23 protein-coding genes, 1 tRNA gene and 1 pseudogene are annotated in these 25,583 nt (G+C 24.3%); 3 read left to right on the top strand and 22 right to left on the bottom strand.

Annotated features, from left to right (window positions below; translation table 11 throughout):
* Window positions 1-35: 35 nt before the first annotated feature.
* The 10 genes from queA to ydiK all read right to left on the bottom strand — a co-directional run bounded on the left by queA (window position 36) and on the right by ydiK (window position 10,852).
* A complete protein-coding gene (gene queA / locus BUMPG002_RS00660) occupies window positions 36-1,103 on the bottom strand; it encodes a tRNA preQ1(34) S-adenosylmethionine ribosyltransferase-isomerase QueA (protein ID WP_025368777.1) in 1,068 nt (355 codons plus the stop codon).
* Between the two features lie 52 nt (window positions 1,104-1,155).
* Window positions 1,156-1,458 carry an integration host factor subunit alpha gene (locus tag BUMPG002_RS00655; RefSeq protein WP_025368776.1) on the bottom strand — a complete coding sequence of 101 codons (303 nt, stop codon included), beginning with the start codon at window positions 1,456-1,458 and terminating at the stop codon, window positions 1,156-1,158.
* Between the two features lie 4 nt (window positions 1,459-1,462).
* Window positions 1,463-3,862 (bottom strand): phenylalanine--tRNA ligase subunit beta, encoded by a 2,400-nt coding sequence (gene pheT / locus BUMPG002_RS00650; RefSeq protein ID WP_025368775.1) that lies wholly within the window; start codon window positions 3,860-3,862, stop codon window positions 1,463-1,465.
* A 9-nt stretch (window positions 3,863-3,871) separates the two neighbouring features.
* The gene (pheS, locus tag BUMPG002_RS00645; protein WP_025368774.1) at window positions 3,872-4,861 is read right to left on the bottom strand and encodes a phenylalanine--tRNA ligase subunit alpha; all 990 of its coding nucleotides are present in this window, start codon (window positions 4,859-4,861) and stop codon (window positions 3,872-3,874) included.
* A 228-nt stretch (window positions 4,862-5,089) separates the two neighbouring features.
* Window positions 5,090-5,446: a 50S ribosomal protein L20 gene (gene rplT / locus BUMPG002_RS00640; RefSeq protein ID WP_025368773.1), complete on the bottom strand. Its 357-nt coding sequence runs from the start codon at window positions 5,444-5,446 to the stop codon at window positions 5,090-5,092.
* Between the two features lie 43 nt (window positions 5,447-5,489).
* Complete coding sequence (rpmI, locus tag BUMPG002_RS00635; protein ID WP_025368772.1) at window positions 5,490-5,687, bottom strand: 50S ribosomal protein L35; 198 nt, start codon at window positions 5,685-5,687, stop codon at window positions 5,490-5,492.
* 93 nt (window positions 5,688-5,780) lie between these two features.
* Window positions 5,781-6,320: a translation initiation factor IF-3 gene (infC, locus tag BUMPG002_RS00630; RefSeq protein WP_025368771.1), complete on the bottom strand. Its 540-nt coding sequence runs from the start codon at window positions 6,318-6,320 to the stop codon at window positions 5,781-5,783.
* A 3-nt stretch (window positions 6,321-6,323) separates the two neighbouring features.
* On the bottom strand, window positions 6,324-8,252 hold the full coding sequence (gene thrS, locus BUMPG002_RS00625; RefSeq protein WP_025368770.1) for a threonine--tRNA ligase: 1,929 nt from the start codon (window positions 8,250-8,252) through the stop codon (window positions 6,324-6,326).
* Window positions 8,253-8,405: 153 nt separating this feature from the next.
* Window positions 8,406-9,452 carry a 3-deoxy-7-phosphoheptulonate synthase gene (locus BUMPG002_RS00620; protein ID WP_025368769.1) on the bottom strand — a complete coding sequence of 349 codons (1,047 nt, stop codon included), beginning with the start codon at window positions 9,450-9,452 and terminating at the stop codon, window positions 8,406-8,408.
* A 317-nt stretch (window positions 9,453-9,769) separates the two neighbouring features.
* Window positions 9,770-10,852 (bottom strand): AI-2E family transporter YdiK, encoded by a 1,083-nt coding sequence (gene ydiK / locus BUMPG002_RS00615; protein WP_025368768.1) that lies wholly within the window; start codon window positions 10,850-10,852, stop codon window positions 9,770-9,772.
* A 202-nt stretch (window positions 10,853-11,054) separates the two neighbouring features.
* On the opposite strand from ydiK, the gene BUMPG002_RS00610 reads away from it, so the two are divergent.
* A complete protein-coding gene (locus tag BUMPG002_RS00610) occupies window positions 11,055-11,447 on the top strand; it encodes an iron-sulfur cluster assembly accessory protein (protein WP_025368767.1) in 393 nt (130 codons plus the stop codon).
* Window positions 11,448-11,454: 7 nt separating this feature from the next.
* Here the strand turns inward: BUMPG002_RS00610 and tyrS are convergent, their stop codons facing one another.
* The 10 genes and pseudogenes from tyrS to BUMPG002_RS00560 all read right to left on the bottom strand — a co-directional run bounded on the left by tyrS (window position 11,455) and on the right by BUMPG002_RS00560 (window position 21,505).
* The gene (gene tyrS / locus BUMPG002_RS00605; RefSeq protein WP_025368766.1) at window positions 11,455-12,723 is read right to left on the bottom strand and encodes a tyrosine--tRNA ligase; all 1,269 of its coding nucleotides are present in this window, start codon (window positions 12,721-12,723) and stop codon (window positions 11,455-11,457) included.
* Window positions 12,724-12,881: 158 nt separating this feature from the next.
* Window positions 12,882-15,068 carry a replication restart helicase PriA gene (gene priA / locus BUMPG002_RS00600; RefSeq protein WP_025384568.1) on the bottom strand — a complete coding sequence of 729 codons (2,187 nt, stop codon included), beginning with the start codon at window positions 15,066-15,068 and terminating at the stop codon, window positions 12,882-12,884.
* A 23-nt stretch (window positions 15,069-15,091) separates the two neighbouring features.
* Window positions 15,092-15,727, bottom strand: a complete 636-nt coding sequence (nth, locus tag BUMPG002_RS00595; RefSeq protein WP_025368764.1) for an endonuclease III — start codon at window positions 15,725-15,727, stop codon at window positions 15,092-15,094.
* Window positions 15,705-16,412: an electron transport complex subunit E gene (locus BUMPG002_RS00590; RefSeq protein ID WP_025368763.1), complete on the bottom strand. Its 708-nt coding sequence runs from the start codon at window positions 16,410-16,412 to the stop codon at window positions 15,705-15,707. The genes nth and BUMPG002_RS00590 overlap by 23 nt, the downstream gene beginning before the upstream one ends.
* On the bottom strand, window positions 16,402-17,034 hold the full coding sequence (rsxG, locus tag BUMPG002_RS00585) for an electron transport complex subunit RsxG (RefSeq protein ID WP_025384567.1): 633 nt from the start codon (window positions 17,032-17,034) through the stop codon (window positions 16,402-16,404). The genes BUMPG002_RS00590 and rsxG overlap by 11 nt, the downstream gene beginning before the upstream one ends.
* Window positions 17,031-18,074, bottom strand: coding sequence for an RnfABCDGE type electron transport complex subunit D (locus BUMPG002_RS00580; protein WP_071879984.1), 1,044 nt, complete (start codon window positions 18,072-18,074; stop codon window positions 17,031-17,033). The genes rsxG and BUMPG002_RS00580 overlap by 4 nt, the downstream gene beginning before the upstream one ends.
* A gap of 46 nt (window positions 18,075-18,120) precedes the next feature.
* Window positions 18,121-19,617, bottom strand: a pseudogene (gene rsxC / locus BUMPG002_RS00575) (electron transport complex subunit RsxC); the annotation flags it as partial.
* A gap of 108 nt (window positions 19,618-19,725) precedes the next feature.
* Window positions 19,726-20,223: an electron transport complex subunit RsxB gene (rsxB, locus tag BUMPG002_RS00570; protein WP_044010847.1), complete on the bottom strand. Its 498-nt coding sequence runs from the start codon at window positions 20,221-20,223 to the stop codon at window positions 19,726-19,728.
* A gap of 2 nt (window positions 20,224-20,225) precedes the next feature.
* Window positions 20,226-20,807 (bottom strand): electron transport complex subunit RsxA, encoded by a 582-nt coding sequence (gene rsxA, locus BUMPG002_RS00565; RefSeq protein WP_025368759.1) that lies wholly within the window; start codon window positions 20,805-20,807, stop codon window positions 20,226-20,228.
* Between the two features lie 56 nt (window positions 20,808-20,863).
* Window positions 20,864-21,505, bottom strand: a complete 642-nt coding sequence (locus tag BUMPG002_RS00560; protein ID WP_025368758.1) for a riboflavin synthase — start codon at window positions 21,503-21,505, stop codon at window positions 20,864-20,866.
* Window positions 21,506-21,650: 145 nt separating this feature from the next.
* Here BUMPG002_RS00560 and BUMPG002_RS00555 point away from each other — a divergent pair.
* Together BUMPG002_RS00555 and tilS are read left to right on the top strand one after the other, a co-directional pair.
* Window positions 21,651-21,724: transfer RNA gene (locus BUMPG002_RS00555), tRNA-Val, on the top strand.
* Between the two features lie 37 nt (window positions 21,725-21,761).
* A complete protein-coding gene (gene tilS / locus BUMPG002_RS00550) occupies window positions 21,762-23,087 on the top strand; it encodes a tRNA lysidine(34) synthetase TilS (RefSeq protein ID WP_025368757.1) in 1,326 nt (441 codons plus the stop codon).
* Between the two features lie 60 nt (window positions 23,088-23,147).
* On the opposite strand, the gene metG is transcribed toward tilS, so the two are convergent.
* Together metG and dcd are read right to left on the bottom strand one after the other, a co-directional pair.
* A complete protein-coding gene (metG, locus tag BUMPG002_RS00545; RefSeq protein ID WP_025384566.1) occupies window positions 23,148-24,794 on the bottom strand; it encodes a methionine--tRNA ligase in 1,647 nt (548 codons plus the stop codon).
* Between the two features lie 85 nt (window positions 24,795-24,879).
* Window positions 24,880-25,461, bottom strand: a complete 582-nt coding sequence (dcd, locus tag BUMPG002_RS00540) for a dCTP deaminase (RefSeq protein WP_025368755.1) — start codon at window positions 25,459-25,461, stop codon at window positions 24,880-24,882.
* Between the last annotated feature and the right edge of the window lie 122 nt (window positions 25,462-25,583).

Genomic DNA, 25,583 nt, shown 5'->3' with positions numbered 1-25,583 from the left:
AGAGTATTTATAAAATTTTTTTGAAATATATCAAGTTAAATTTTTTCATATTTAGCAAATTTGTTATATGTAACATACATCGCATCACCATAACTTAAAAAACGATATTTATTTTTTATAGCTTCAGAATAAGCATTCATAGTATTTTTATAACCTAAAAAAGAAGCTACTAACATAATCAATGTAGATTCAGGAACATGAAAATTAGTAATTAATGCATCAACAATATTATGTTTGTAACCAGGATATATAAAAATATTTGTATTTTCTATAAAATCTTTGGTTTCATTCCACGAATCAGAATGATATGCACTCTCTAAAGCACGAAGTGTACTTGTACCTACAGCAATAATACGGCCTCCTTTTTTTTTGCAACATTTAATTTTTTTAATTAATTCAGCAGACACTTCAACTAATTCAGAATGCATAATATGTTTTTTAATATTAACTGTTCTAACAGGTTCAAATGTACCAGACCCTATATGAAGTGTAATATAATTTATATCTATCCCTTTTTTATTCAGACAATCTAATAAAGGAAAATCAAAATGCAATCCGGCAGTAGGAGCAGCAATAGAACCTATTCTTTTTTTATATACAGTTTGATATAAATCTAAATCTAATTTCGAATCTAATCTTTTAATATAAGGAGGCAATGGTATTTGCCCAATATTATTAATAATTTCTGTAGCTGAATAAATATTATTGTGAAATAAAATTTTAAAAAAAGGGTTTTTATAACTAATTACAGAACTTCTAATTTTATTATTTTTTCCAAAAAAAATATTAGTTCCAATGTGAATAGTTTTAGAATTTTTAATTTTGACTAAAATTGTATTAAAATCTAATATTCTTTCAACTAAAATTTCAACTTTTCCTCCAGTTTCTTTATAACCAAAACATCTAGCTGGAATAACTTGACTATTATTTAAAACAATTAAATCGTTAGAATTAATCTCATTAACAATATCAAAAAAATATTTATGAAATATTTTCCCACTTGTTCCATTTATAACCATTAAACGACATTGACTACGAATAATAGAAGGGTAAAAAGATATAAGTGATTTAGGTAAAATAAAAGAAAAATTAGAAATTTTCATATCTTACTTCTTTTAAAAAAATAAAAATAATTTTATTAATTTTTAATCAATATTATGGTTTTTTATTAGATGAATAATTTTCAATTCTATTTTTAAGTTTTTGACCAGCTTTAAAAGTAACTACTCGTCTCGCTGTAATCAGTACAATTTCTCCTGTACGAGGATTTCTACCAGGACGCTCTTTTTTATCTTTTAGTTCAAAATTACCAAATCCAGATAATTTAACATCTTCTCCTTTTTCTAAAGATTTTCTTACTTCTTCGAAAAAAAAATCTACAAACTTTTTTGAGTCTTTTTTAGTCAGTTGTAATTTTTCAAATAGATTTTCTGAAATTTCAGCTTTTGTAAGCACCATCCATTTATTTCCTTAAGATAACTTGAAATGTTTTTTTTAATGCTCCTATGCAATCATTCATCATTAGATTAATTTCATTGTCTTGAAAAGTTCTTTTTTTATTTTGAAAAATAAAACTGATACCTAAACTTTTTTTCTCATTAGAAAACTCTTGACAAGAATATACATCAAAAAGATTGATTTCTACTATTTCATTAATAAAAAAATTTTTACAAGTATTTATAATATCAGATACAGCAAGATCTGATGAGACCAATATTGCAATATCTCTTCTACTAGTAGGAAATTTTGAAATTTCTTGAACTTTTAACGGTTTTTTAACATCTAAAAGATTATTTAATAATATTTCAAATAAAAAAGTAGCACTATTTACGTTTAATTTTTCTTCTAATCTGGGATCGATAGCACCAATAGCACCGATAAAATTATTTCTAAAGTATATACCAGCACTTTGTTCTGGATGTAGTCCATTAATATTTTTAGATCTAAATTCTATATCTTCTAGCCCGCATATTGATTCTAGTATGCATTCTAAATCACCTTTTAAATCGTAAAAATCTACTTTTCTTATTTTAGAATACCAATTTTCTTTTAAATGATTTCCACTAATAACAGCTGACAAAAACATTTCTTGTTTGATACCAAGATTTTGTTCTTTATCTAGTGAAAAACAAAGACCACTTTCAAAAAAACGAATAGAATCTTGCTGACGATTGGTATTGTAAGAAACTGTTTTCAGTAAACCAGGCCATAAAGATAAACGCATAGATGACATATCTTGAGAAATAGGATTAGATAATACTAGTTTTTTTTTATTTGGAAAAATCAAATCTTGAACTTGAGGATTAACAAAACCATACGTTATAACTTCATAATAACCTTTATTAACTAATATAATATCAGATTTATCTATTAATAAATTTATTGATTCATTTTTTTTTGTAATATATAAAGATTCTTTTAAAGGATTTAAAACAACACTATTATAACCATAAATCCTAAGTATATCACTTATTATATCTTCTTCAATCAGTATATCGAATCGCCAGCTAGGAGGAATTACATCCCAATATTTTTTTTCTTGAGAAACTAATTTATATTCTAAATTAGATAAAATATCTGAAACTACAACTGTATTAAAAAAGACACCGACAATTTTATTTAATTTTTCATGATGCAATCTTATTGATTTTTTAATCGGTAATGAACGTAAAGAATTTAGATTATTTTTTTTATTAATCGATCCAGCTTTTCCACCACATATCTGTATGATTAAATCTGTTGCGTATTCAAGAGCATATTTTTGTAGAAAAGGATCAATACCATAATTATGATATTCTAATATCTTATTAGAACTAATTTTCTTCATCATGTGAAAGATTATTTCTTTTTTCACAATACATGCACTTAAAAATATGTTTTTAGTGTTTTTATTTACATCTACTAAAAAAGAATTTATATTCCCGGGCATAGATAATATTTTATTAGTATCAGAAAATACTAATATATTTTCATTTAAACTTATTTGAATGTTATCTTTCAAAAATATTTTTTCTTCAGACTTTGCCATACGTATAATAATGTGACTATTAATATGATCTGAATCTAATGCATTTAATGGTTGTCCTAATTCAATTAAAACATAATTAATAATATCTGTAATAATATTTCCTGATAAGCAATCAGATAAAAATAATTTTTTTTTCATCCAGAAAGGAGTATCAACATTAACATTAATGTTTTCTATAATTCTACCTATATAATTAATCGATTCTTTTTCAGTATTAATAACAATATCAATCTTTTTCTGACTCATTATTGGAATTAATTTATTTTTTAAAGATACTCTTTTCAAATTATTTATTGCTGTAATATTACGTGCTATTCCTAAAATACTTAAACCATCTGGACGATTTGATGTAGTTGAAACTTTAATAATATTATCTTTTAATAATAAATGATCCTTAATATTAATACCGATAGGTGTTTCTTTAGAAAATTCAATAATTTGGTCTGTTTCAAATAAACCTAATTCAAAAAAAGAACATAGCATACCTTCTGATAATTCACCTCTAACTATTTTTTTATCAATTTTTATATTTTTAGGTAAAATAGCACCAATCGTTGCGACTGCAACTTTAATATTATTACGGCAGTTAGGTGCTCCACATAGAATACTTAATATTTTTTTATTACCTATATCGACTTTTACTATTTTGATCTTATTAAATTCAGGATGTAAAATACATTCAACTATTTGTCCTACTACAACACCATTAAACATAGGTTCAAATTTCGTAATGGATTCTACTTCTATACCAGAATTAGAAATTTGATCATATAAAACAAAACTATCTAATTTAAATTTTATCCATTCACGTAGCCATTTTTCACTAAATTTCATTTTATCTCACTAATTGTATTTAAATTGTTTTAAAAATTTTATATCATTTTCAAAAAAAGATCGAAGATCCGAAATACCATAACGTATCATTGCTAGTCTTTCAATACCTATTCCAAAAGCACAAGCAGAATATAAGGTAGAATCAATATTAACATTTTTTAAAACTTTAGGATGTACCATTCCACATCCTAATATTTCTAATGCTTCACTATGATCATTAATAATATCTACTTCTGCAGAAAGAACAGTAAAAGGAAAATATGATGGACGAAATTTAATAGAAATATTTTTACCAAAAAAATTATATAAAAAATTATATATCATCCATTTTAAATTAGAAAAATTAATATTTCTATCAACTATTAAACCTTCAATCTGATGAAACATAGGTGTATGTGTAATATCATAATCATTACGATATACTTTTCCAGGAAAAATAAATCTCATAGGAGGTTTTTCTTTTTTCATAATACGAATTTGCATACTAGAAGTTTGAGTTCTGAGCAAACGATTATTATCAAACCAAAAAGTATCATGACTATCTCTTGCTGGATGATTTTTAGGAATATTTAATGCATCAAAATTATGGTATTCATCTTCTATTTCAGGACTATTAATGGCTTGGAAACCCAACTTTGAAAAAAAAATTTTTATATCATTAATAGTATGTGTAATAGGATGTAAGACGCCATATTCAGTACGACGACCCGGAAGAGAAATATCTATTTTTTCTGCTTTAATTCGTTTATTTAAGAGTACTTTATTTAATATTTTATTTTTTTCATCAATTTTGTAAAAAATATCTTTTTTTATCTCATTAATGATCATACTGTATTTTTTTTTTTCTTGAAAAGAACAATCTTTTATACTTCTCATATAAGTATTGAAAATACTTTTTTTACCTAAATATTTAATTCTAATTTGTTCTAATTCTTTTATTTTATTTGCGTTTTTTATATCTATCTTAATATTATTAAATAATTCATTTAAAGTTAACATTGTATCGACTTATTATACGTTTTTTATTTTTTAACATATATTTAACATACTAAAAAAGCTTCCATAAAGGAAGCTCATTTTTTAAAAAAATATGCAGTTTAAAAATTTATCAGAATAAGTAAAGAATATTTTATTATATTTTTTATATAAAAAATATGAATTAAAATAATAATCAATAGTGGAGGGGATATTACATTTCCCCTCTTTAGTATGACTGTATTATATAATTTATAATAAAGCTTCTTTTGCTTTTTCAACTAATACATTAAATGAAAAAATATCGAATATCGCAAGATCAGATAATATTTTACGATCAATATTAATTGAAGCTTTTTTCAAACCAAATATAAAATTACTATAAGACATTTGACTTTGACGAACAGCAGCATTAATACGAGAAATCCATAATTGTCTAAACTGTCTTTTTCTTTGACGTCTATCACGATAAGCATACTGACCAGCTTTAATTACTGCCTGACACGCAACTCTATAAACACGAGAACGAGCTCCGTAGTAACCTTTGGCTTGTTTTAAAATTTTTTTGTGACGAGCATGAGCTATTACGCCACGTTTTACACGAGCCATTGATGCTCTCCTATTTGTAAAATCTTAATAAAACAAGTCTAATTTACGCATACGGTAAAAAAGATTTAACTCTATCTATATCTCCTTTAGACACTAAAATCTTAGAACGAAGATGACGTTTTTTACTCGTTGTTTTTTTAGTTAAAATATGACGTAAGTTTGCTTGTTTACGTTTAAAATTTCCAGACGCAGTTTTCTTAAACCGTTTAGCCGCGCTTTTTAAAGTTTTAATTTTTGGCATAAAATATTTCATTTAAATTATAAAAAGAAAAATATAAGCAGTTATTACATTATCAATCATATATTTATTTCTAAAAATATAGACTGAAAAATACTATTTTTTCTTTGGTGATAAAGTCATGATCATTTGACGTCCTTCAATTTTAGATGGAAATGATTCAACTATTGCTAATTCTATTAAGTCATTTTTAACTCTATTTAAGACATCAACACCTATTTTTTGATGGGCCATTTCTCGACCACGAAATCGTAAAGTAATTTTAACTTTATCACCATCCTCCAAAAATCGTATTAAATTACGTAATTTAACTTGATAATCACCTTCATCTGTCCCTGGTCGAAATTTTATTTCTTTTATTTGAATGACTTTCTGTTTTTTTTTCTGTTCCTTGGAAGATTTACTCTTTTCATAAAGAAATTTTCCATAGTCCATGATACGACATACCGGAGGTTCAGCATTCGGACTAATTTCTACTAAATCTAATCCGAGTTCTTCAGATTTTTCTAATGCTTCTCTTAAATTAACTATACCAATTTGATCGCCTTCAACACCTGTAAGACGAATTTTAACAGCACGTATTTCGCTATTAATTCGATTAGGACGTATCAATTGAATTCGTTTTCCACCTTTAATACTTTATTCCTCCATTAGATAAAAGTTACGAGTAATAATTTCTTGCTGTAACTTTTTAATAAAAATATGAGTGTCAACCATTCCAAAATTATAACCATTTCGGTTTCTAACAGAAACTTTTTTAAATTTAATTTCTTTTTCGCCACATATTAATATATATGGAATTCGATTTAATGTATGTTCTCGAATTTTAAAACCTATTTTTTCATTTCTTAAATCAGATTGAACACGAATATTATTATCAGAAAATTTTTTAACTAGTTTTTTTACATAATCTATACTAGTATCAGAAATACTAATAATTACTACTTGTATGGGAGATAACCATGTTGGTAAATTACCAGAACATTCTTCAATTAGTATACCAATAAAACGTTCTATTGAACCTAATATAGCTCTATGAATAATCACTGGTGCCTTACGTTCATTATTTTCATCAATATAAAACGAATTCAAACGTACTGCTAAATAAAAATCAAGTTGAATAGTACCACATTGCCAGTTTCTATCTAAAGAATCTTGCAAGATAAATTCAATTTTAGGACCATAAAAAGCACCTTCACCTAATTGATATTCAAATGATAAATGATTTTCTATCAGCATATCAGATAAATCTTTTTCTGATTGATCCCACATTAGATCAGTACCAATACGTTTTTCTGGACGAGTAGAAAGCTTAACTAATATTTTTTTAAAATTGAATATACTATACAAATCATATATCATTTTAATACAATCATTAATTTCAGTACGTACTTGTTCTTTTGTACAGAATATATGAGCATCATCTTGAGTAAAATTGCGTACTCGCATAAGACCATGTAAAGAACCAGAAGGTTCATTACGATGACAACTTCCAAATTCTGCCATACGAACAGGTAAATCTCGATAAGATTTTAATTTATTATTAAAAATTTGAACATGTCCGGGACAGTTCATTGGTTTAATACAATATTCTCGATTCTCTGATAATGTTGTAAAAATTGCATTTTTATAATTTTTCCAATGTCCACTTTTTTTCCAAATGAACTTATCTATTAATAAAGGTGTTTTAACTTCTTTATATTTATATTGATTTAATTTTTCTCGAACAAAATTTTGCAGTTCATTAAAAACAATCCAACCATTGTTATGCCAAAAAATCATACCTGGAGATTCTTCTTGCATATGATATAATTGAAGAAATTTTCCAATTTTTCTATGATCTCTCTTTTCTAATTCATTTAAATAATTTAAATGTTTATCTAATTCTTTTTGAGTAGACCAAGCAGTACCATAAATACGCTGTAACATCTTATTTTTTTTATTACCTGCCCAATAAACACCTCCGATTTTTTGTAATTTAAAATATTTACAAAATTTTATATTAAAGACTTGTATTCCGATATCAATATCGACATGATTTTCATGATAATATAAAGAAACACTATTCTGAGATTTAATCATTTTATTGATTAAAGATATTTTATATTCTTCAAAACTTTTTTTAAATATTTCGATTGCTTGAGAGCAAGAAACTACTTTGTGAACAATATCATATTCTTTCTGTATGAGAATATTCATGGTATTTTCTAATAATACGAGATCTGGTTGTGAAATTTTATTTTCTAAATCTATATCACAATAGAATCCGTTTTCAATACGATTAGTTTCAGCAATTTTAGCAAGTGGCCATATATTTTTTATAGCATAACTTAAAAGTTGTATACAAGAATATCGAATAGTATTTAATGCTTTATGATCTTTTCTGTTAATAAATTCTATAGTAGAATCTTTTGTGATGACAGTATGTAAATTTGAAAAATTATTATTAACAGAAATTGCAATAAGAGACTTTTTTAAACTAGGTTTTTTATTTTCAATAATCTCTATCAATGGAATAGAATACTCGTACACCTGCTGACTTCCATCACAAAATCTTATTACAGGCATGCTTAAATCCTTAATTTAAAATATTAATTGTTTATTTTCTATAAAAAACAAATATGAAATTTTCTTTTATATATGACATAATAGAAACTATTTATATAAAATTTTTAAACTTAACAAAAAGATGCTAGCCAATTTTTTTGACTAGCATGTAAATTAAAAACGAGTGTCTACGGCATCTGCTAATTGTTGAATGATTAAAGTACTATCTTTCCAATTTAAACAAGCATCAGTGATTGATTTACCGTATATTAATGGCTGATTATTAATTACTTTTTGAAAACCTTCTTCTAAAAAGCTTTCGATCATAACACCAAATATAGCTTTAGAACCATTAGAAATTTGACTAGCAACAGATTTAGCAACATTTTTTTGACGAAGATGTTCTTTTAAACAATTACCATGACTAAAGTCAATCATTAAATGCTCTACTAAATTGAATTCACGTAAATGTTTTACTGCAGAATCAATATCATCAGCATGATAATTAGGAGAACGACCACCTCGCATAATTATATGACCATAAGGATTACCACTAGTATGATTAATAGTCATTTGGCCATTTTTATTAGGAGCTAAGAATAAATGTCGTACCTTTGCTGCACGAATAGCATCAATGGCAATTCTTATGTTTCCATCGGTACCGTTTTTAAAACCTACTGGACAAGAAAGAGCGGAAGCCATTTCTCGATGAATTTGACTTTCAGTAGTTCTAGCTCCAATAGCTCCCCAACTAATCAAATCTGCTATAAATTGTCCTATAACCATATCAAGAAATTCTGTTGCTGCAGGCATTCCTAATGCATTAATATCTAGTAATAATTTACGAGCAACAGCTAATCCATGATTAACTCGAAAACTACCATTTAAATCTGGATCTGAAATTAATCCTTTCCAACCAACAACTGTTCTTGGTTTTTCAAAATATGTACGCATTATAATTTCAAGACGATCTTTATATTTTACGCGTAATTCATATAATCTATGTGCATATTCTACTGCAGCAATAGGATCATGAACTGAACATGGTCCTATGACAACAAGTAATCTTAAATCTTCTCCAGTCATAATACGAGCGATATTTTGTCTTGTTGTGATAACATTATCCATAATATCTGAAGTAATAGAATATTGCTTCGCTAATTCAAATGGAGTGATTAATGGATCAATTCGTATTGTACGTAGTTCATCTGTTTTTTTCATTTTGTTCTCTAAATGAATTTTTTATTCTGGAAAGAATGGCAAGATGTGATAATAATTATGAAAAACTAACTACTCATAAGGGCATCTCTAATAATTTTGTAAAATACTTAATACTTATATAGAAAAAATTTCATAATATTGAAAATAAATATGATCGAAATTTCAAAAATAAAATAACATGATAATTAAATTTTTCAAAAAAAATATTATATTTTTTCTTAACTCTTGAATCAATCTAATTAAATAATAATTTATACTATGATATTTAGATTATGTTCTATTAAAAATATTTATTTTACTCATTATATTATGAATAACTATTTTAATGACGTATTTTTTAAAAAAGATGCAATAGAAATACCGTACATCCAAGATATTATTAAACGATAAAATATTACTAATACTACTGGACCAATAAATAAACCAATTATTCCAAAAGCTAATAAACCACCAATAACTCCAGACAAAATTAGTAAAATAGGCAAGTCGGCTCCCATTCGTATAAAAAATGGTCTAAGTATATGATCAAGTATAAAGACAAGACAACTCCATATTAACAATATGGTTCCCCAAGTTGTATTATTATTCCAATAAAGCCATATAATTGATGGTATTAAAACAGGCAAAGGTCCTAACTGAACTAAACAAGAAAAAACAATAATTATCATTAATAATGCCCAATAAGGAACACCAGAAATTAATAATCCTATGCCAGATAATATTGCTTGAATTAAAGCTGTTACTGCTACACCTAATGCTACAGCTCTAACAGCTTGAACTGCTAGAAAAATTATAGCATCTCCATTCTTGGAACTAAGTCGACACGCAAAATGACGAATAGCATCGCTTACTTTTTCACCATTCCAGTATAATAAAACACTAAATAAAAGCATTAGTATTAAATGGACAATGAAAAGTCCGCAATTCTTAGCTTGAAGCATAATAAATTCAGTTGTGCGTCCCATATAAGGTCGCACTTCTCGAATTAATTCACCCCCATCACCAGATAGTAGCTCTTGATAACTAGTAAATATTTTTTTACCAATAAGAGGAATATCTTGCAGCCAAATTAATTCTGGAAATTCTAAATTATTTGAACTCAACCAATGAATAAGAGGTATGCTTGTTGCGATTAAACTATTGACTAAAAAAAATACTGGAATAATAAATAAAAGAAGCAAAACGATAATCATGATTGCTACTGCAAGAGAGCGTTTGCCTCCTAAAAATTTTTGTATTTTTAACATTAGAGGCCAAGTGGCAATAACAATCATACTAGCCCAAGAAAATCCTAATATAAATGGATGTATAACCAAAAAACTTATAACACCCATGGAAATAATAAATATCAGTGATAAAATAGACTGAGATAAATCCATTTTTTCTTTTGGATTTTGCATATAATTGTTTTACCTCAATTTTTTTCTAAAACAAAAAATTTTTTATTTTTTTGAATACAAAGTAATTATAACATTAAAATTTGCAAAAATAATTAATAAAAAAATAATATTCTTTAAAATAAATGGATATATTAAAATATAATCATATATTTTAAATAAAATTATTTTTAATTGATATATACATTTTTAAAAAGAGAATATTATGAATAAATATAAAATTAATACTTATGCTCCAAATAAAAATACATGGAAAAGCATTACAATAACTGAAAATGCTATCAAACAAATTTTGTTTTTAATTAATTCACATTCTGATAATAAAGGAATAAGATTAGGTATAAAAAAATCAGGATGTGCAGGATTTCGATACACTATGAAATTAATTAAAAATTCAGAATTAAATAAAGAAAAAGATACAAAAGAAGTTATGTTTTTTTATAAAAACATTCTGATATATATTTCTTCTAAAGAAATACCATTTTTAGAAGGAATAAAAATAGATTTTGTACAAAACAATATTAATAAAGTATTTAAGTTTCATAATAGTAAATTAGAAAAATTTTGTGGTTGTGGTGAAAGTTTTGCTCTTGAATAAAATTTAATCACCAACAAAGTAAACAATGATTTTTTTTACCTCTAGATAATAAAGTAAATTTTCCAAATAATTTATCATATTCATTAAATATACGATTTTCATTTATTCTTTTAGTATTAATAGATATAGAGTTAGAAATTATCATATTTTGAGCTTGTGTACGAGACCTAGCTAATGAAGATAAGACTAATGCTTCTTGTAAATCTTTTATTTTATCTATATTAATCGAAGGAATACCATCTTGTTGTAATTGTTTTAAATCAGACTCTTGAATATCAATAATATTTTTAAAAAAAAGAAATTCTGTGATTCTTTCAACTGCTAATAATTGTTTCTCTCCGTGTACAAAACGAGTAATATTTTTAGCAAGAAAAGATTTATCATTTATAATATTATTATTAATATGTTTTTTTTGTTCTCTATCGTTGATTTCTAATATATCTACAAAAGTAAAAATTTTTAAAAAATAGTACACATTACTATCTTCTATATTCATCCAAAATTGATAAAATTTATAAGGACTAGTTTTATCAGCGTCCAACCAAACAGTACCCAATTCTGTTTTTCCAAATTTGATTCCATTAGACTGGATCAGAAGAGGTACTGTTAAACCATAGACTTCTTGTTTAGATTTACGATGTATTAAATTCAGTCCTGAAGATATATTACCCCATTGATCTGATCCTCCAATTTGCAGTTGAACTTGATACTGTTTATGTAAAATAAAAAAATCATATGCTTGTAATAAATTATAAGAAAATTCTGTAAACGAAATTCCTTGATCTGATCTTTGAATACGCTGTTTTACTGCCGAACGATTAATCATTGTATTAATTGAGAAATATTTACCGATATCTCGTAAAAATGATAAGATGTTAATCTTATTAAACCAAGATTTATTATTTAATATTAAAGCACTATTTTCTAGACCATTAAAATCTAAAAAGTAAGAGATTTGTTTTCTAATCTTTTCTGTCCATATATTGACAGTGTAGTTTGAATGAAACACTCTTTCTTTTTCTTTAAAACTAGGATCGCCAATTAAGCTAGTAGCTCCACCGATTAAAACTATAGGTTTATGTCCTGCTATTTGAAATCTTTTCAAAGTAATTAAGGGTAAAAGATGACCTATATGTAAACTTTCTTCAGTAGGATCAAAACCACAATAAAGTGAAATAGAATGTTTTTGAATGAGTTTATTTAAATTATCTTTATTGGAAATATGAGATATTAGATCTCTATTCTCTAGTTCATTAATTAAGTTAAATTCACTCATTAAAAACCTCATGTTTAATATTTTATATTTAAAAAATCTATTTTTTATAATTTTAATTATTTACTTAATCTCTATTTTAAAATATTTTATTCTAATTTTATTAGAACAGCAACGAGTAAAATATAAAATTATTTTTTAATCATATATTTTATATCATTTTAATTAGGTTCTATATCTATAATGCATCTTACTTTTTTTGCAATATCAAAAAAATTCATTATATTCATGCATTCGTGGAATAAATTATTAAAATATAGACGTGAAGAACAGTGGATTAATAATTGATGAACATATTTTTTTTTATTTTTAAGAAAAAAACAAGGATAAGGACTCATACACCATAAAAAACCATGATATTCCTTAGATTTTTTTTCTAAAATTTTACGAAATAAATTTAAAAAAATAATATTTTTTTTAGAATCTAAACTTTCAGAATAAATAATACTTTGTATACTCCAAGGTGGTAATAAAAATTTTTTTCTAGTCGATAATATTTTTTTTACAAAAGAAAAATATCCATTATTATATAATTCTGTTAAATTAAAATGATTATAAAATGACGTTTGTACTAATATTTTCAATAATTTTTTACCCTTTTTCGTTAATTTTTTCAAATTCATATAAAATTGAGCAAAATATTCTATAGAGCGAAAATTAAAAGAAAGAAAATAATTATCAATACATATCAAACCAATCAATTTGACACAAGGAAAATAATAATTATAAACAATATCTTCTGTTGTAAAAATAACAAACGGAGTAGTAACTGAAAAATTAAAAGATTTTTTATTTAAAAAGTTTTCATTAATTTTTTTTTTATCTAATAAAAAAAACAATGGTTTTTTAGGAAAAAAACTTTGTATACTATTTTTTATTTCTTCTATTCTGATATTTTTTATTATTAAAGATAAATTTTTACAATTATAACAAAATATAGGTTTTTTTATTTTAATCAAACAAAATCTGCAAAATAGCATATTATGGTATTGATTCACTTCAAAATAATCATTGCAATTACTACATTTGTTGATATATCCACATATATTACAGACAAGTATTAAAAAAAATAAATTAAATTTATTAAAAATTAATAACACCTGTCTTTCTTTAAAATTTTTATTAATTTCATTTATCAGTGTTAAAGACAAACCAAATTTTATTCTTTCTTTTTTTAAATCAACAATATCATTATTAAATTTTAAAAGACTATAATCTTGTTTTATTTTTATGTAAAAACATTTTTTTAAAAAAATATTATGCAATGTTTTTAAAGAAGGAGTATCAGAGTCCAAAATTATAGGTATATTTTCTCTATATGCTCTTAATATTCCTATGTCTCTAAAATTATATCTACATGTTTTTCTATTCTTATAATTCAAATTATGTTCTTCGAAAATAATAATTATACCTAATTTTAAAAAAGGTAAAAATACACTTTTATTTGAACCAATTATAATTAAGTTTTCACCATTTTGTATCTTCATCCAACTATTCAAGTATTGAATATTACTTAATTCTGAATGAATTATATTAATAGAAATATTAAAAAATTTTTTTAAAAAAACTGAAATGACGTTAATATCTTTAATATAGGGAACTAAAATCAAAACTTGCTTATTTTTTAGTAGCACTGATCTAATCAATTTCAAATAAAATTTCACTTTTGTATATAAATTAACTTTAGTTAACAACCACGATGCAAATTTTCTTCTTATTAAAATATTATTAATATGAAATAAAATATTTTTATTTACAAAAAAATTTTTTTCGTTGTCACATATATATTTATATTCAAGTGAAGGTTTAGAATATTTTTTTATTTTACATAATTCTTGTTCTTCCAGCTTTTTTAAAATAAATTCAGACAAATTATATTTTTTTAATTCGGAAGTTAAAATGTTATTTTTTTTTAAAAACATTAGAGTTTTAAATTGTTTCTGTTTTTTTATAAAGTTTTTTAGATCTATTTCTTGTCCTTTTTTTGTTATAGTCCATTGATAAATATATTGATTTTTTATTATATGATTATTACGTAATAATTTTGGTAAAATAGAAAAAAATATGCTTCCAATAGGACAATAATAATTTTTACTAATCCATTGAAGAAGATCTAATAAAACATTAGTATATAGTGATTTAGTATCAATTAATGATTTTACATATTTTAGATTTAAATTTTTTGTATTCGTGTTTGTATAAAAAGAAATAATAATACCAATTATATCTTTAGAACGAAAAGGAACTACTATTCGACTACCAATAACAGGAGGACACATTTTATCAGACATAAAATATTCAAAACATTGTCTAATTGGTAAAGGTAAAACAACTTTTACAATAATCACTTATATACCTATAAAAAAATTAACTATTTCAAAGTTTTTTTATTAAATTCACATAATCTAACTATTAAACACATATTGCATTTAATTTTACGTGCAGTACAAATATAACGACCATGAAAAACAAACCATAAATGCATTTTAGATTTAAAAATAGTAGGAACTACTTTTATTAATTTATTCTCAACTTCTTTTGTATTTTTACCTTTAGCAAAATTAGTACGATTAGAAACTCTAAAAACATGAGTATCCACGGCAATAGTATCTTTTTTAAATAAAGTATTTAAAATAATATTAGCTGTTTTTCTTCCCACACCAGGTAAAGACTCTAATTCAATACGATCTTTAGGAATTTTTCCATTATATTTATATATTATTAAAAAAGAAGTACGTATAATATTTAATGCTTTAGAATTATATAACCCAATATTTCTAATATATTTTTTAAGACATTCGATCCCTAGACATAAAATGCTTTGTGGAGTATTTGCAATTTTAAATAATATTTTAGTAGTTTTATTAACTATTTTGTCAGTAGACTTTGCTGATAATATCACTGATAATAATAATTCAAAATCGGAAGAAAAAATTAATTCTATTTTCGGATTTGGATTATTATCATAAAACAATGATAATATTTTATAACGTTTTTCTTTGTTCATATTTAATTTTTTTATTTATACAAGAACATTTTAAACTAGTTAAAACAGTATTTTTCTTATTATTTCGATCTATAAAGTTCTTAATAGCAATTATACAACCTAATATAAAAAAACCACCTGGTGGTAAAACAGCTAAAATTATTGTCGAATTTTTATCTAATAAAGTAATAAAAAAAGAACTATCTATAGAAGATATAATTTTATTAGCTCCAAAAAATAAAGTTCCATTACCTAATATTTCTCTTATAGAACCTATTATAAACATAGAAATAGTTGAGCCTAGTCCAATTAAAATTCCATCTAAAAAAGAAAAAAATATTGAACTCTTATAAGCAACAAGATCTGCTCGACCTACAATAATACAGTTCGTAACTATAAGAGGAATGAAAATACCCAATGACTGATATAAATTATATTGATAAGCATGAATTAACATTTCAACACATGTCACAACAGAAGAAACAATCATCATATAAATAGGTATTCTTATATTTCTAGGTATAAATTTTTTAAAAACAGAAATAATAGTATTAGTAATAGTCAAGACAAAAGTAGTAGTGATACCTAAACCTATAGCATTAATAGCATTAGTTGTCATAGCTAAAACTGGGCATAGCCCTAATAATTGCACTAAAGAAGAATTTCTTTTCCATAATCTATTGATAAAAAAATCTTTAACATTCATAAATATCTTGATTTAACAAATTTAATATTAACGGTATAGTTTTAATAAAAACAACTGTTCTTTTGACAGCATTAGTCACTGATTGTGGTGTTATTGTAGCGCCAGTAAATTGTTCAATTCTGCCTCCATATTTTTTTAATGAAAAATTTTTATCTTCTAAAGAAAATACGTACATATCAGTAAATTTTTTAATCCAATTAGAAATAGACAACTCAATTTTATCTCCAATACCTGGAGTTTCTTTATGAGATAAAACTCTAACACCAATGATTTTGCCATCGAAATATGCAGCCACTAACATATTAATAGAACCAGCATAACCATCAGGAGCAGTAGTTTCTACAATTGCTGCTTGTGCTTGATTATTTTTAAACAATAACCACAAATTACGTTTTTTATTATCCCCTAAAGATTGATTTTTTATTGTGTATAATTTTTTTGTAAATTGATTATATATTTTTAGAGGCATTACTTGTTTTAATAAAACATTTTTTTCTTGTTCTTTTTGATAAATTATTTTATTTTTAGTTATAGTATTTATAAAGACTGTAGTGGCTACAGAGATAGTAGAAAATAAACTTATTAAAAAAGCATGTTTTAATATTTTCTTTCTTATATTCATATATTACTATGACCATATCCAGATGTTTTTATATAATAATCTATTAATGGTACGATCATATTAGACAGTAAAACCGCAAAAGCAATTCCATCAGGATAATCGCTGTAATAACGAATAATCCAAACTAAGAAAGCAGTTGTCATACCAAAGATTATCTTTCCTATATTAGTACATGCAGTAGTAACTGGATCTGTAGAAATAAAAAAAGCACATACCATTGTTCCTCCAGAACAAAAATGAAGTAATGGTGACGCAAGTAAATCTTTTAAAAAAAAATAATTAATACTAGATAAAAAACCTAAAAAAATCAAAAAACTTATTGGGATCCGCCAACAAATAATTTTTTTAAATAATAAAAAAATACCACCTAAAAAAAAACTAATATTGATATACTTCCAGCTATTGCTGATAGAAATAGTGTTTTGATCAAATACAGATTTTTCTGAGTTATAATTATTTTGCGAATGCAATTGTATTTTTAAATTATCTAAAGGAGTAGCTTCTGTAAAAATATCAGTAGAAACATTTGAATTTATATTATCATTAATAATATTATCTGATTTAGAAAAAATAATATTAAATGATTTTTGAATATCTTTTAATAAAGATACATTTAAATGATTTTCATGCCAATTGTGCATATAAAGAGGAAAAGATATTAACAATACCGTATAACCAACCATAGCTGGATTAAATATATTTTGACCAATGCCACCATATACATGTTTACCAACCAGAACAGAAAAAAATACACCAATCATAGTTATCCACCAAGGTAATAAAGAAGGAATACTAACTCCAAATAAAATTGCAGTTAGAAGTACTGAATTATCTTGTAGATGTATTTTTATATTTTTTGAACGAATCTTTAAAATAATAATTTCTAATAATATCGCAATTATTATAGAAAAAAAAATCTGTATTAAGGTACCACTACCAAAAAAATAACATTTAGTAAAAATACCTGGAATACAAGCTATAATAACTAAAAACATTATTTTTCTAACACTATAAACAGGATATATGGAAGGAAAGTTCATTTTTTCTTATTTTCATTGATTAATATAAAGTTGGATTTTAAAAAAATTATTTTTTATTTTTCATTCGTTCTATTGCGTCCTGAACTTGTTTTTTTCTTATATTTTTTTTAATATCATCTGATTTTTCATATTTACTTATAATTCTTTCGATACTATTCTTATTAAATTTATTGACGAATCTTTGAGTATTTAACAATCTTGCTTCTCTTTTTTTGAAACGGAAAAACGATATTTTTTTTAAGTGATTTTCTAATTCAATATTTTTTATGATATTTTTTTCCATTTTAAAATAATTAACTAAGGGGATAGAACTTGGACAAACTTTTTCACATGCTTTACATTCTATACAATCTAATATATCATATCTTTTGCTTTTTTCATGATGACCATTTTTACTGTATAAATAAAGTTGTTGAGGAAGTAAATTTACTGGACATACAGTAGAACAATAGCCGCATCTTATACAACCCTGCTCAATAATACTCTTGTTTTGTTTTTTCTTAAATTGAATTGAAATACAATTAGTATTTTTTAATATAGAATAATTCAAATCGTTAACTTTTTTACCCATAAATGGACCTCCTAAATATACAGTAGTATCTAGAGGTATCTTATATTTTTGATTATTTAAAAAATATTTTATTGGAGTTCCAATTCTAGTCCAAAAATTTCCAGATAAAAAATGTTTACTACCTAAAATAGTAATAATACGTTCAGTTAATGGTTCTCCATTCAAAATAGCTCTTTTTATAGCATATATTGTTGCAACATTAAAAACAAGATATCCTATATCTATAGAATGTTTGCCATGAGGAATCTCTTTTCCTGTTAAAGATTTGATCAGTACTTTACTACTGCCTCCAGGATATTTATTTTTAATAATACAAATTTTAAATGATAATCTATTTTCAATATATTTATAAATTTTTGAAATTGCTTCGATTTTATCCTCTTGAATAGCTATTAAAACTTTTTTAATATTAGAGATCCAAGATATAATTTCACATCCTTTTAAAATTTCATCTATATAATTATTTATTAAGCAATTATCTGATGTTATATATGGTTCACTTTCTACTGCATTAACAATTAAAGTATGCACTTTGTTAACACTTAACATTAATTTTTTTGCAGATGAAAACTGACCACCACCAAGGCCAACAATACCAGATTTATGAATTATTTGAATTAATTCTTTAGAATTATATTTTTTATAATTTTTAATAGGTTGTAATCTGATCCACTGATCTAAATAATCAGATAAAATCACAATTTTTATATTTTTTTTATGTGGATCCAAAGGATCTGTGTAAAAAGAAATTTCTTCTATCTGACCGGAAGTAGGTGCATGTATAGGAACATTAATCTGGTCGTCCAAAATCAACGGTTGTCCACGAAGTACTTTTTGATTAATTTTAACACATATTTTTTTATTACAAATATTCCCATCAATAAATACTAAAAATTTATCAGATAATGGTAAAGTTTTGAATAAATAATTATCAAATTTATTTTTTTCAGATAAACATTTAATACCTCCCTTAAAATTATATTTTTTTTTATGTTAAAAAAATTCATAATTATATTATTCCATAATCTCAGGAAAAAAAATTTTTTAAAAAATTGGTTCCATTTTATTAACATGATATTTTCAAAAATCTCTTTTTTTTATTTGAATGCAATTAGTTGGACAGTGATCTAAACAAACATTACAACCAGTACAAAATTTTTGTAAAACTGTATGCATAAAACTAGGAGAACCAATTATTGCATCGACTGGACAAAAAATAGCACATTTTGAGCATCCGACACAGTTCTTTTCATCTATCCATACAGTAGTATTAAATGTTTTCTTGTGCTCAACAATAAAATTGTATACAGGTGTTTCTATATTTAATACTTCAGATATTTTTGATATAAGGTCAGTTCCACCTGGAATGCATTTATCAATTTTTTCAGAATTATAAACTACTGATTCAGCATAAGGATAGCATCCAGCATAACCACATTGTGCGCATTGACTTTGAGGTAATAACTCGTTAATAATTTCTACAGCAGGATCTTTTTTTACATGAAATGTATAAGTAGCAAAACCTAATATAATTCCCAAAAAAAAAGATAATATACTAAAAATAATAATTGTAAGCATAATTAAAATTTTACTAAACCTTGAAATCCCATAAATGCAATAGACATGATGCTAGCTGTAATTAAAATAACAGGAGCACCCTGAAAAGGTAGAGGAACATCAGATAATACTATACGTTCACGTATGCAAGAAAAAATAATCATGACTAAAGTGAATCCAAAAGATGCACTAATACCGTATAATACGGAATCTAAAAAAGTATGATTTGCATACAAACTAAATAATGGAATAGCTAAAACTGTACAATTAGTGGTGATTAAAGGAAGAAAAATTCCAAGTAGACGATATAAAATAGGGCTAGTACTACTTAAGACTATTTCTAAAAACTGAACACTCACTGAAATTATTAACATATAAGCTATAATTCTTAAATAAACTAAATCTAAAGGTAATAAAATAAAAAAATTGACTAACCAGAGTAACACTGTAGACAATAAAATTACAAAAGTAGTTGCAAAACTCATTCCAATAGATGTTTCAATTTTACTTGATGCTCCTAAAAAAGGACATAAACCAAGAAATTTTACTAAAATAAAATTTTCAATTAATATATTAGAAACAAAAAATAAAAAATAGTGTTGCATTTACAAACCTTATTATTAATATAAAGTATATTAGTAAAATTTTTATATAATTAATCTTAAATAATTTCGGATTTTAAATCAAAATTTTTATATTTTTTATTTATTAAGCGTTCTGTAGTATCTACAATTGTTTGTGTATAAAAATCAATTTCTAGATTCATTAAATCCCCATTTTTTTTATATTTGATTGTAGTAGATAATAATGTATGTGGTATAATATTTACACAAAATTCATTCTTTATAATATCTGAAATAGTTAGACTAACTCCGTCCAGACATACAAATCCTTTATAAAAAATATATTTCATTAAATTTACATTTCTAACTTTTAACCACAAGGTACAATTATCATTATTTTTTAATATTTTAGAAATCTCAGTTGTGTCTATAATATGACCAGAAATTATATGACCTCCAATTTCATCTCCATATTTTACTGATCTTTCAATATTAATATAATCTCCAATATTTAATATTCCTAAATTAGTATTTTTCAAAGTTTCTTCTACTGCATCACATACTATGAAATCATTATCAATACATTTTACGGTCAAACAACATCCATTATGAGCAACTGAAGCACCAATTTTTAAATCTTGGGATAAAATAGATGGTAGTTTTACCATATAAATATTACTTTTTTTTTTCTTCTCTATAAACACTATATTACCAATTCCATGTACAATACCTGTAAACATAATATTTCCTTAAAATAACGCAATGAAATTAATTTAATATAAATAAATATATATTACTAATAAAATTATTTGGATATTATATAATAATAATATATAATTGAAATTATAAAAAGATGAACATTAAAAATCTTTATTTTTATTAATTACGTTCGTAGCTCAATTGGTTAGAGCACTACCATGACATGGTAGAAGTTAGTGGTTCAAGTCCACTCGAACGTATAGAAAATTCAAAAACAACTGTTATAGGCGATTTTTTTTGATTGAAAAAATTATTAATCAATATAAAAAAAAAACATTTCTAATAGCTTATAGTGGTGGATTAGATTCCACAGTACTTCTTTATCAGTTGTTACAAATAAAAAAAAAAACACCTCACCTTCAAATACGTGCTATTCATATCAATCATAATATTAATACTCTGTCAAAGAAATGGGCAGAACATTGCAAAAAAATTTGTAAAATACATCAAATACCATTAATTATTGAAAATATTAATATTGATTTAAATAAAAAAAACATTGAAGAAAGATTAAGAATTGAACGTTATAATATTCTTTATCATTATTTACTTCAGGATGAAATACTACTTACTGGTCATCATATGAATGATCAATGTGAAACCTTTATTTTATCTTTAAAGAGAGGTAGTGGTCCTACTGGACTTTCTGCAATGTCTTTAGAAACTTCATTTGGCTATAAAATAATAGTTAGACCTTTTCTTCATATCACAAAAAAAGAATTAAAATTATGGGCATATCATAAAAAATTAAATTGGATTGAAGACTTTAGTAATTTAAATATTAATTATGATCGTAATTTTATAAGACATAAAATTATTCCTATACTAGAAAAAAGATGGCCTTTTTTTTTAAAAAACTGTTACCGTACAATTAATATTTGTCAAGAAGAAAAAAAAATTCTCAGAAATCTACTTAATGAAAAAATTCATTCTTTCATACAATATGATGATTCATTAAACATTAGTAGTTTTAAAAATTTACAAAAAGAATTGGCTACAGCACTGATCAGACATTGGATTTCATTAAAAAAAATAAAACTGCCATCATATAGAAATATTCAATGTATTTATGATCAAATGATTTTTAGTAGAAAAGATGCAAATCCTAAAATAATTTTAAAAAAACATGAAATCAGACGCTATAGACAATCTCTTTATTTAATAAAAACAACATTAAGCTTAAAAAGAACTTTATTATTTTGGCATAATATTGATATTCAGTTTACTTTACCTAATAATCTAGGAAATTTAGTGCAGCATAAAAACGGAATGACTCTTCCTGCACCTAAAGATAATGAATTAATTAATATTCGATTTCAATATGAAGGAAATATATTAATTTTAGGTAGAAACAAAAAACGAAAAATAAAAAAAATTTGGCAAGAAAAAAATATTCCTCCTTGGTTACGTAGTCAAATTCCACTTTTATTTTATAATAATATCTTTGTTAGTGCTTTAGGAGTCTTTGTTGTCAATATAAAAAATCCAAATAAAAAAACTTGGACTATAGCATGGCAGGATAACTTAAAATCGAATCATGATCGTTTATTTTTATTTTCTTAAAATATTTATTTTAATGAAATTAAAATTTTTCTAGATTCCATAAATTATAAAAAATATGTTTTATCTGTATAGATTCATTAATTGAGAAATTTTTTCAAAACTAATACGTGTATATAATGGTTTGAATTTATTTATTTTATGAGATAATAATGGTTTTTTTATACTTTGCCAAACCAAATTAGAAATTAAAAATAGTTCTGTTTTATTTGCTAAATCAGGTAATATTGGTTTTAAAAAAATCATAACTATTCTAAATAAATTAATACCCATAGTACAAATTTTTTGTAATTTATTCATATTTTCTTCTTTAACTTCAATTTTCCATGGTTTTTTCTCATTAATATATTGATTAGCTATATCTATTAATCTCATAGATTCTCTGATAACAGTACTAAATTCACGGTTTTCGAAGCAATCTTCAATTTTACTACTACTATTAATAAAATATTGATATAATTTATCGTCACTTAATTCATTAGATAAATATCCATTAAAATATTTATTAATAAAATAAGCATTTCTTGAAGCTAAATTTACGAGTTTATTTACAATATCACTATTTATTTTAGTGATAAAATGTTCTAAATCCATTTCAATATCATTAATATTATTAGATAATTTACTAGCATAATAATAACGCAAACTATCCGAATCAAAGCATTTCAACCAATCATTAGCTGTAATTAACATTCCACGTGATTTTGATAATTTTAATCCGTTCATTGTAAGATAGCCATGAACAAATATACCGTTCGGTTTTCTTAAATAAACAGCTTCTAGTATCGCAGGCCAAAATAAAGTATGAAAGTATATAATATCTTTTCCGATAAAATGATATAATTCATAATTAGATTTTTTATGCCAAAGACTATTAAAATTTAATTTTTTATTCTTAAGACAAAGATTTTTAAAAGCACTTATATAACCAATAGGTGCATCTAACCATACATAAAAATATTTATTAGGAAAACCAGGAATCTTAAATCCAAAATATGGTGCATCTCTAGAAATCCCCCATGGTTTTAAACCTTTTTGAAACCATTCCTTTGTTTTTTTAATAACTGAATTTTCTAATACACCAGAATGTATCCATTTTTTTAAAAAATCACTTAAAAGAGGTAAATTAAAATATAAATGTTCTGTATCTTTTAAAATAGGTTTAGTTCCTGAGATCACAGATATTGGATTAATTAAATCTATAGGATCATAAGTTGAACTACATATTTCACAATTATCGCCATATTGATCTCGTGATTTACAAAGTGGACACGTACCTTTTATAAATCTATCAGGAAGAAAAATATTTTTTATATTATCATAAAATTGAGAAATAATTTTTTTTTGAATTAAACCGTTAGTATTTAAAGATGAAAATATTTTTCTTAGTAGATATAAGTTTTCTATACTATGTGTAGAATAATAATTATCATAAGAAATTTTGAAATTAATAAAATCTCTTTGATGTTCTCTTCTAATATTTTTAATTAGTTGATTCGAAGATATCCCTAAATTTTCAGATTTTAACATGATAGCAGTACCGTGTGCGTCATCTGCAGAAACGAACCAAACTTCATGCCCTCGCATTCTTTGATAACGAACCCAAATATCTGCCTGAATATGCTCAAGCATATGACCAATATGAATAGGACCATTTGCATAAGGCAAAGCACAAGTTACTAAAATTTTTCTTAATACAGTACTTAACATAATATTATATTTCTTTAAATAAGTAATATGATATACAAAATAAAACTAATCGTAAACTATTCCTTTTTTAAATAAAAAAAATATTCTATTCTTCATCAATACGACTAGGAACAACTCCATTTTGGCTTTTATATTTAGCTTCATAACGAGAATAATAAGGACGTAAAACTGATTGAGAAAGAAGTTCAAAACTAAGTGCCGCAATTCTCATTTTAGGACGTAATACTAAAGTTAATTTTCCCGCATTAAAAATTTCTAAAACAATATTTCCTCTCCATCCTGGATCAATTCGATGTGCTGTAGCATGAATCATTAAGCCTAAACGAGCTAAAGAAGATCGACCATCTAACCAACCTACTAAATTATTAGGAATAATAATATTTTCAAAAGTAGAAGATAAAACTAAAGAACCTGGTTGTAAAAATAATGGTTTTTCCTTAGAAAATAATCTTTCAGTACTCATAACTTCAGATAATGCTAAAGCTGTATTTTTTTTTGAATCACTTAAATCAATATGCGATCTAACATGATCATAAAAAAAACGAAATTTATTACTAAGATGTATATCAACAGTAATTCCATTAATTAATTCTTTTTTTGGATAGGGTTCAATAATTAATTCTTTTCTTGTTAACCATTCTTCAATATCTTTATCACATAAACGCATTTTTATTCCCGTTATATAATAGATATATTTTTTAAAATTATCCACTATAAAAATATAATAAATATATTAGAAAATTGATAGATTATAATAGCAGAGATATTTTTTAAAATCGTCTGCTATTT

The sequence above is a fragment of the Buchnera aphidicola str. G002 (Myzus persicae) genome (assembly GCF_000521565.1).
GTDB lineage: Bacteria > Pseudomonadota > Gammaproteobacteria > Enterobacterales > Enterobacteriaceae > Buchnera > Buchnera aphidicola_C.
This window is presented reverse-complemented; position numbering and strand designations above follow the sequence as displayed.

Coding starts and splice junctions, on each gene's coding strand:
- rsxG (WP_025384567.1), bottom strand. CDS start 17,034: ATGAATATAAGAAAGAAAATATTAAAACATGCTTTTTTAATAAGTTTA.
- thrS (WP_025368770.1), bottom strand. CDS start 8,252: ATGCCTGTAATAAGATTTTGTGATGGAAGTCAGCAGGTGTACGAGTAT.
- BUMPG002_RS00590 (WP_025368763.1), bottom strand. CDS start 16,412: ATGAATGTTAAAGATTTTTTTATCAATAGATTATGGAAAAGAAATTCT.
- dcd (WP_025368755.1), bottom strand. CDS start 25,461: ATGCGTTTATGTGATAAAGATATTGAAGAATGGTTAACAAGAAAAGAA.
- queA (WP_025368777.1), bottom strand. CDS start 1,103: ATGAAAATTTCTAATTTTTCTTTTATTTTACCTAAATCACTTATATCT.
- pheS (WP_025368774.1), bottom strand. CDS start 4,861: ATGTTAACTTTAAATGAATTATTTAATAATATTAAGATAGATATAAAA.
- rsxB (WP_044010847.1), bottom strand. CDS start 20,223: ATGCTTACAATTATTATTTTTAGTATATTATCTTTTTTTTTGGGAATT.
- BUMPG002_RS00610 (WP_025368767.1), top strand. CDS start 11,055: ATGAATAAATATAAAATTAATACTTATGCTCCAAATAAAAATACATGG.
- BUMPG002_RS00580 (WP_071879984.1), bottom strand. CDS start 18,074: ATGAACTTTCCTTCCATATATCCTGTTTATAGTGTTAGAAAAATAATG.
- nth (WP_025368764.1), bottom strand. CDS start 15,727: ATGAACAAAGAAAAACGTTATAAAATATTATCATTGTTTTATGATAAT.
- pheT (WP_025368775.1), bottom strand. CDS start 3,862: ATGAAATTTAGTGAAAAATGGCTACGTGAATGGATAAAATTTAAATTA.
- rpmI (WP_025368772.1), bottom strand. CDS start 5,687: ATGCCAAAAATTAAAACTTTAAAAAGCGCGGCTAAACGGTTTAAGAAA.
- metG (WP_025384566.1), bottom strand. CDS start 24,794: ATGTTAAGTACTGTATTAAGAAAAATTTTAGTAACTTGTGCTTTGCCT.
- BUMPG002_RS00655 (WP_025368776.1), bottom strand. CDS start 1,458: ATGGTGCTTACAAAAGCTGAAATTTCAGAAAATCTATTTGAAAAATTA.
- rsxA (WP_025368759.1), bottom strand. CDS start 20,807: ATGCAACACTATTTTTTATTTTTTGTTTCTAATATATTAATTGAAAAT.
- ydiK (WP_025368768.1), bottom strand. CDS start 10,852: ATGCAAAATCCAAAAGAAAAAATGGATTTATCTCAGTCTATTTTATCA.
- tyrS (WP_025368766.1), bottom strand. CDS start 12,723: ATGAGTGAATTTAACTTAATTAATGAACTAGAGAATAGAGATCTAATA.
- rplT (WP_025368773.1), bottom strand. CDS start 5,446: ATGGCTCGTGTAAAACGTGGCGTAATAGCTCATGCTCGTCACAAAAAA.
- BUMPG002_RS00620 (WP_025368769.1), bottom strand. CDS start 9,452: ATGAAAAAAACAGATGAACTACGTACAATACGAATTGATCCATTAATC.
- BUMPG002_RS00560 (WP_025368758.1), bottom strand. CDS start 21,505: ATGTTTACAGGTATTGTACATGGAATTGGTAATATAGTGTTTATAGAG.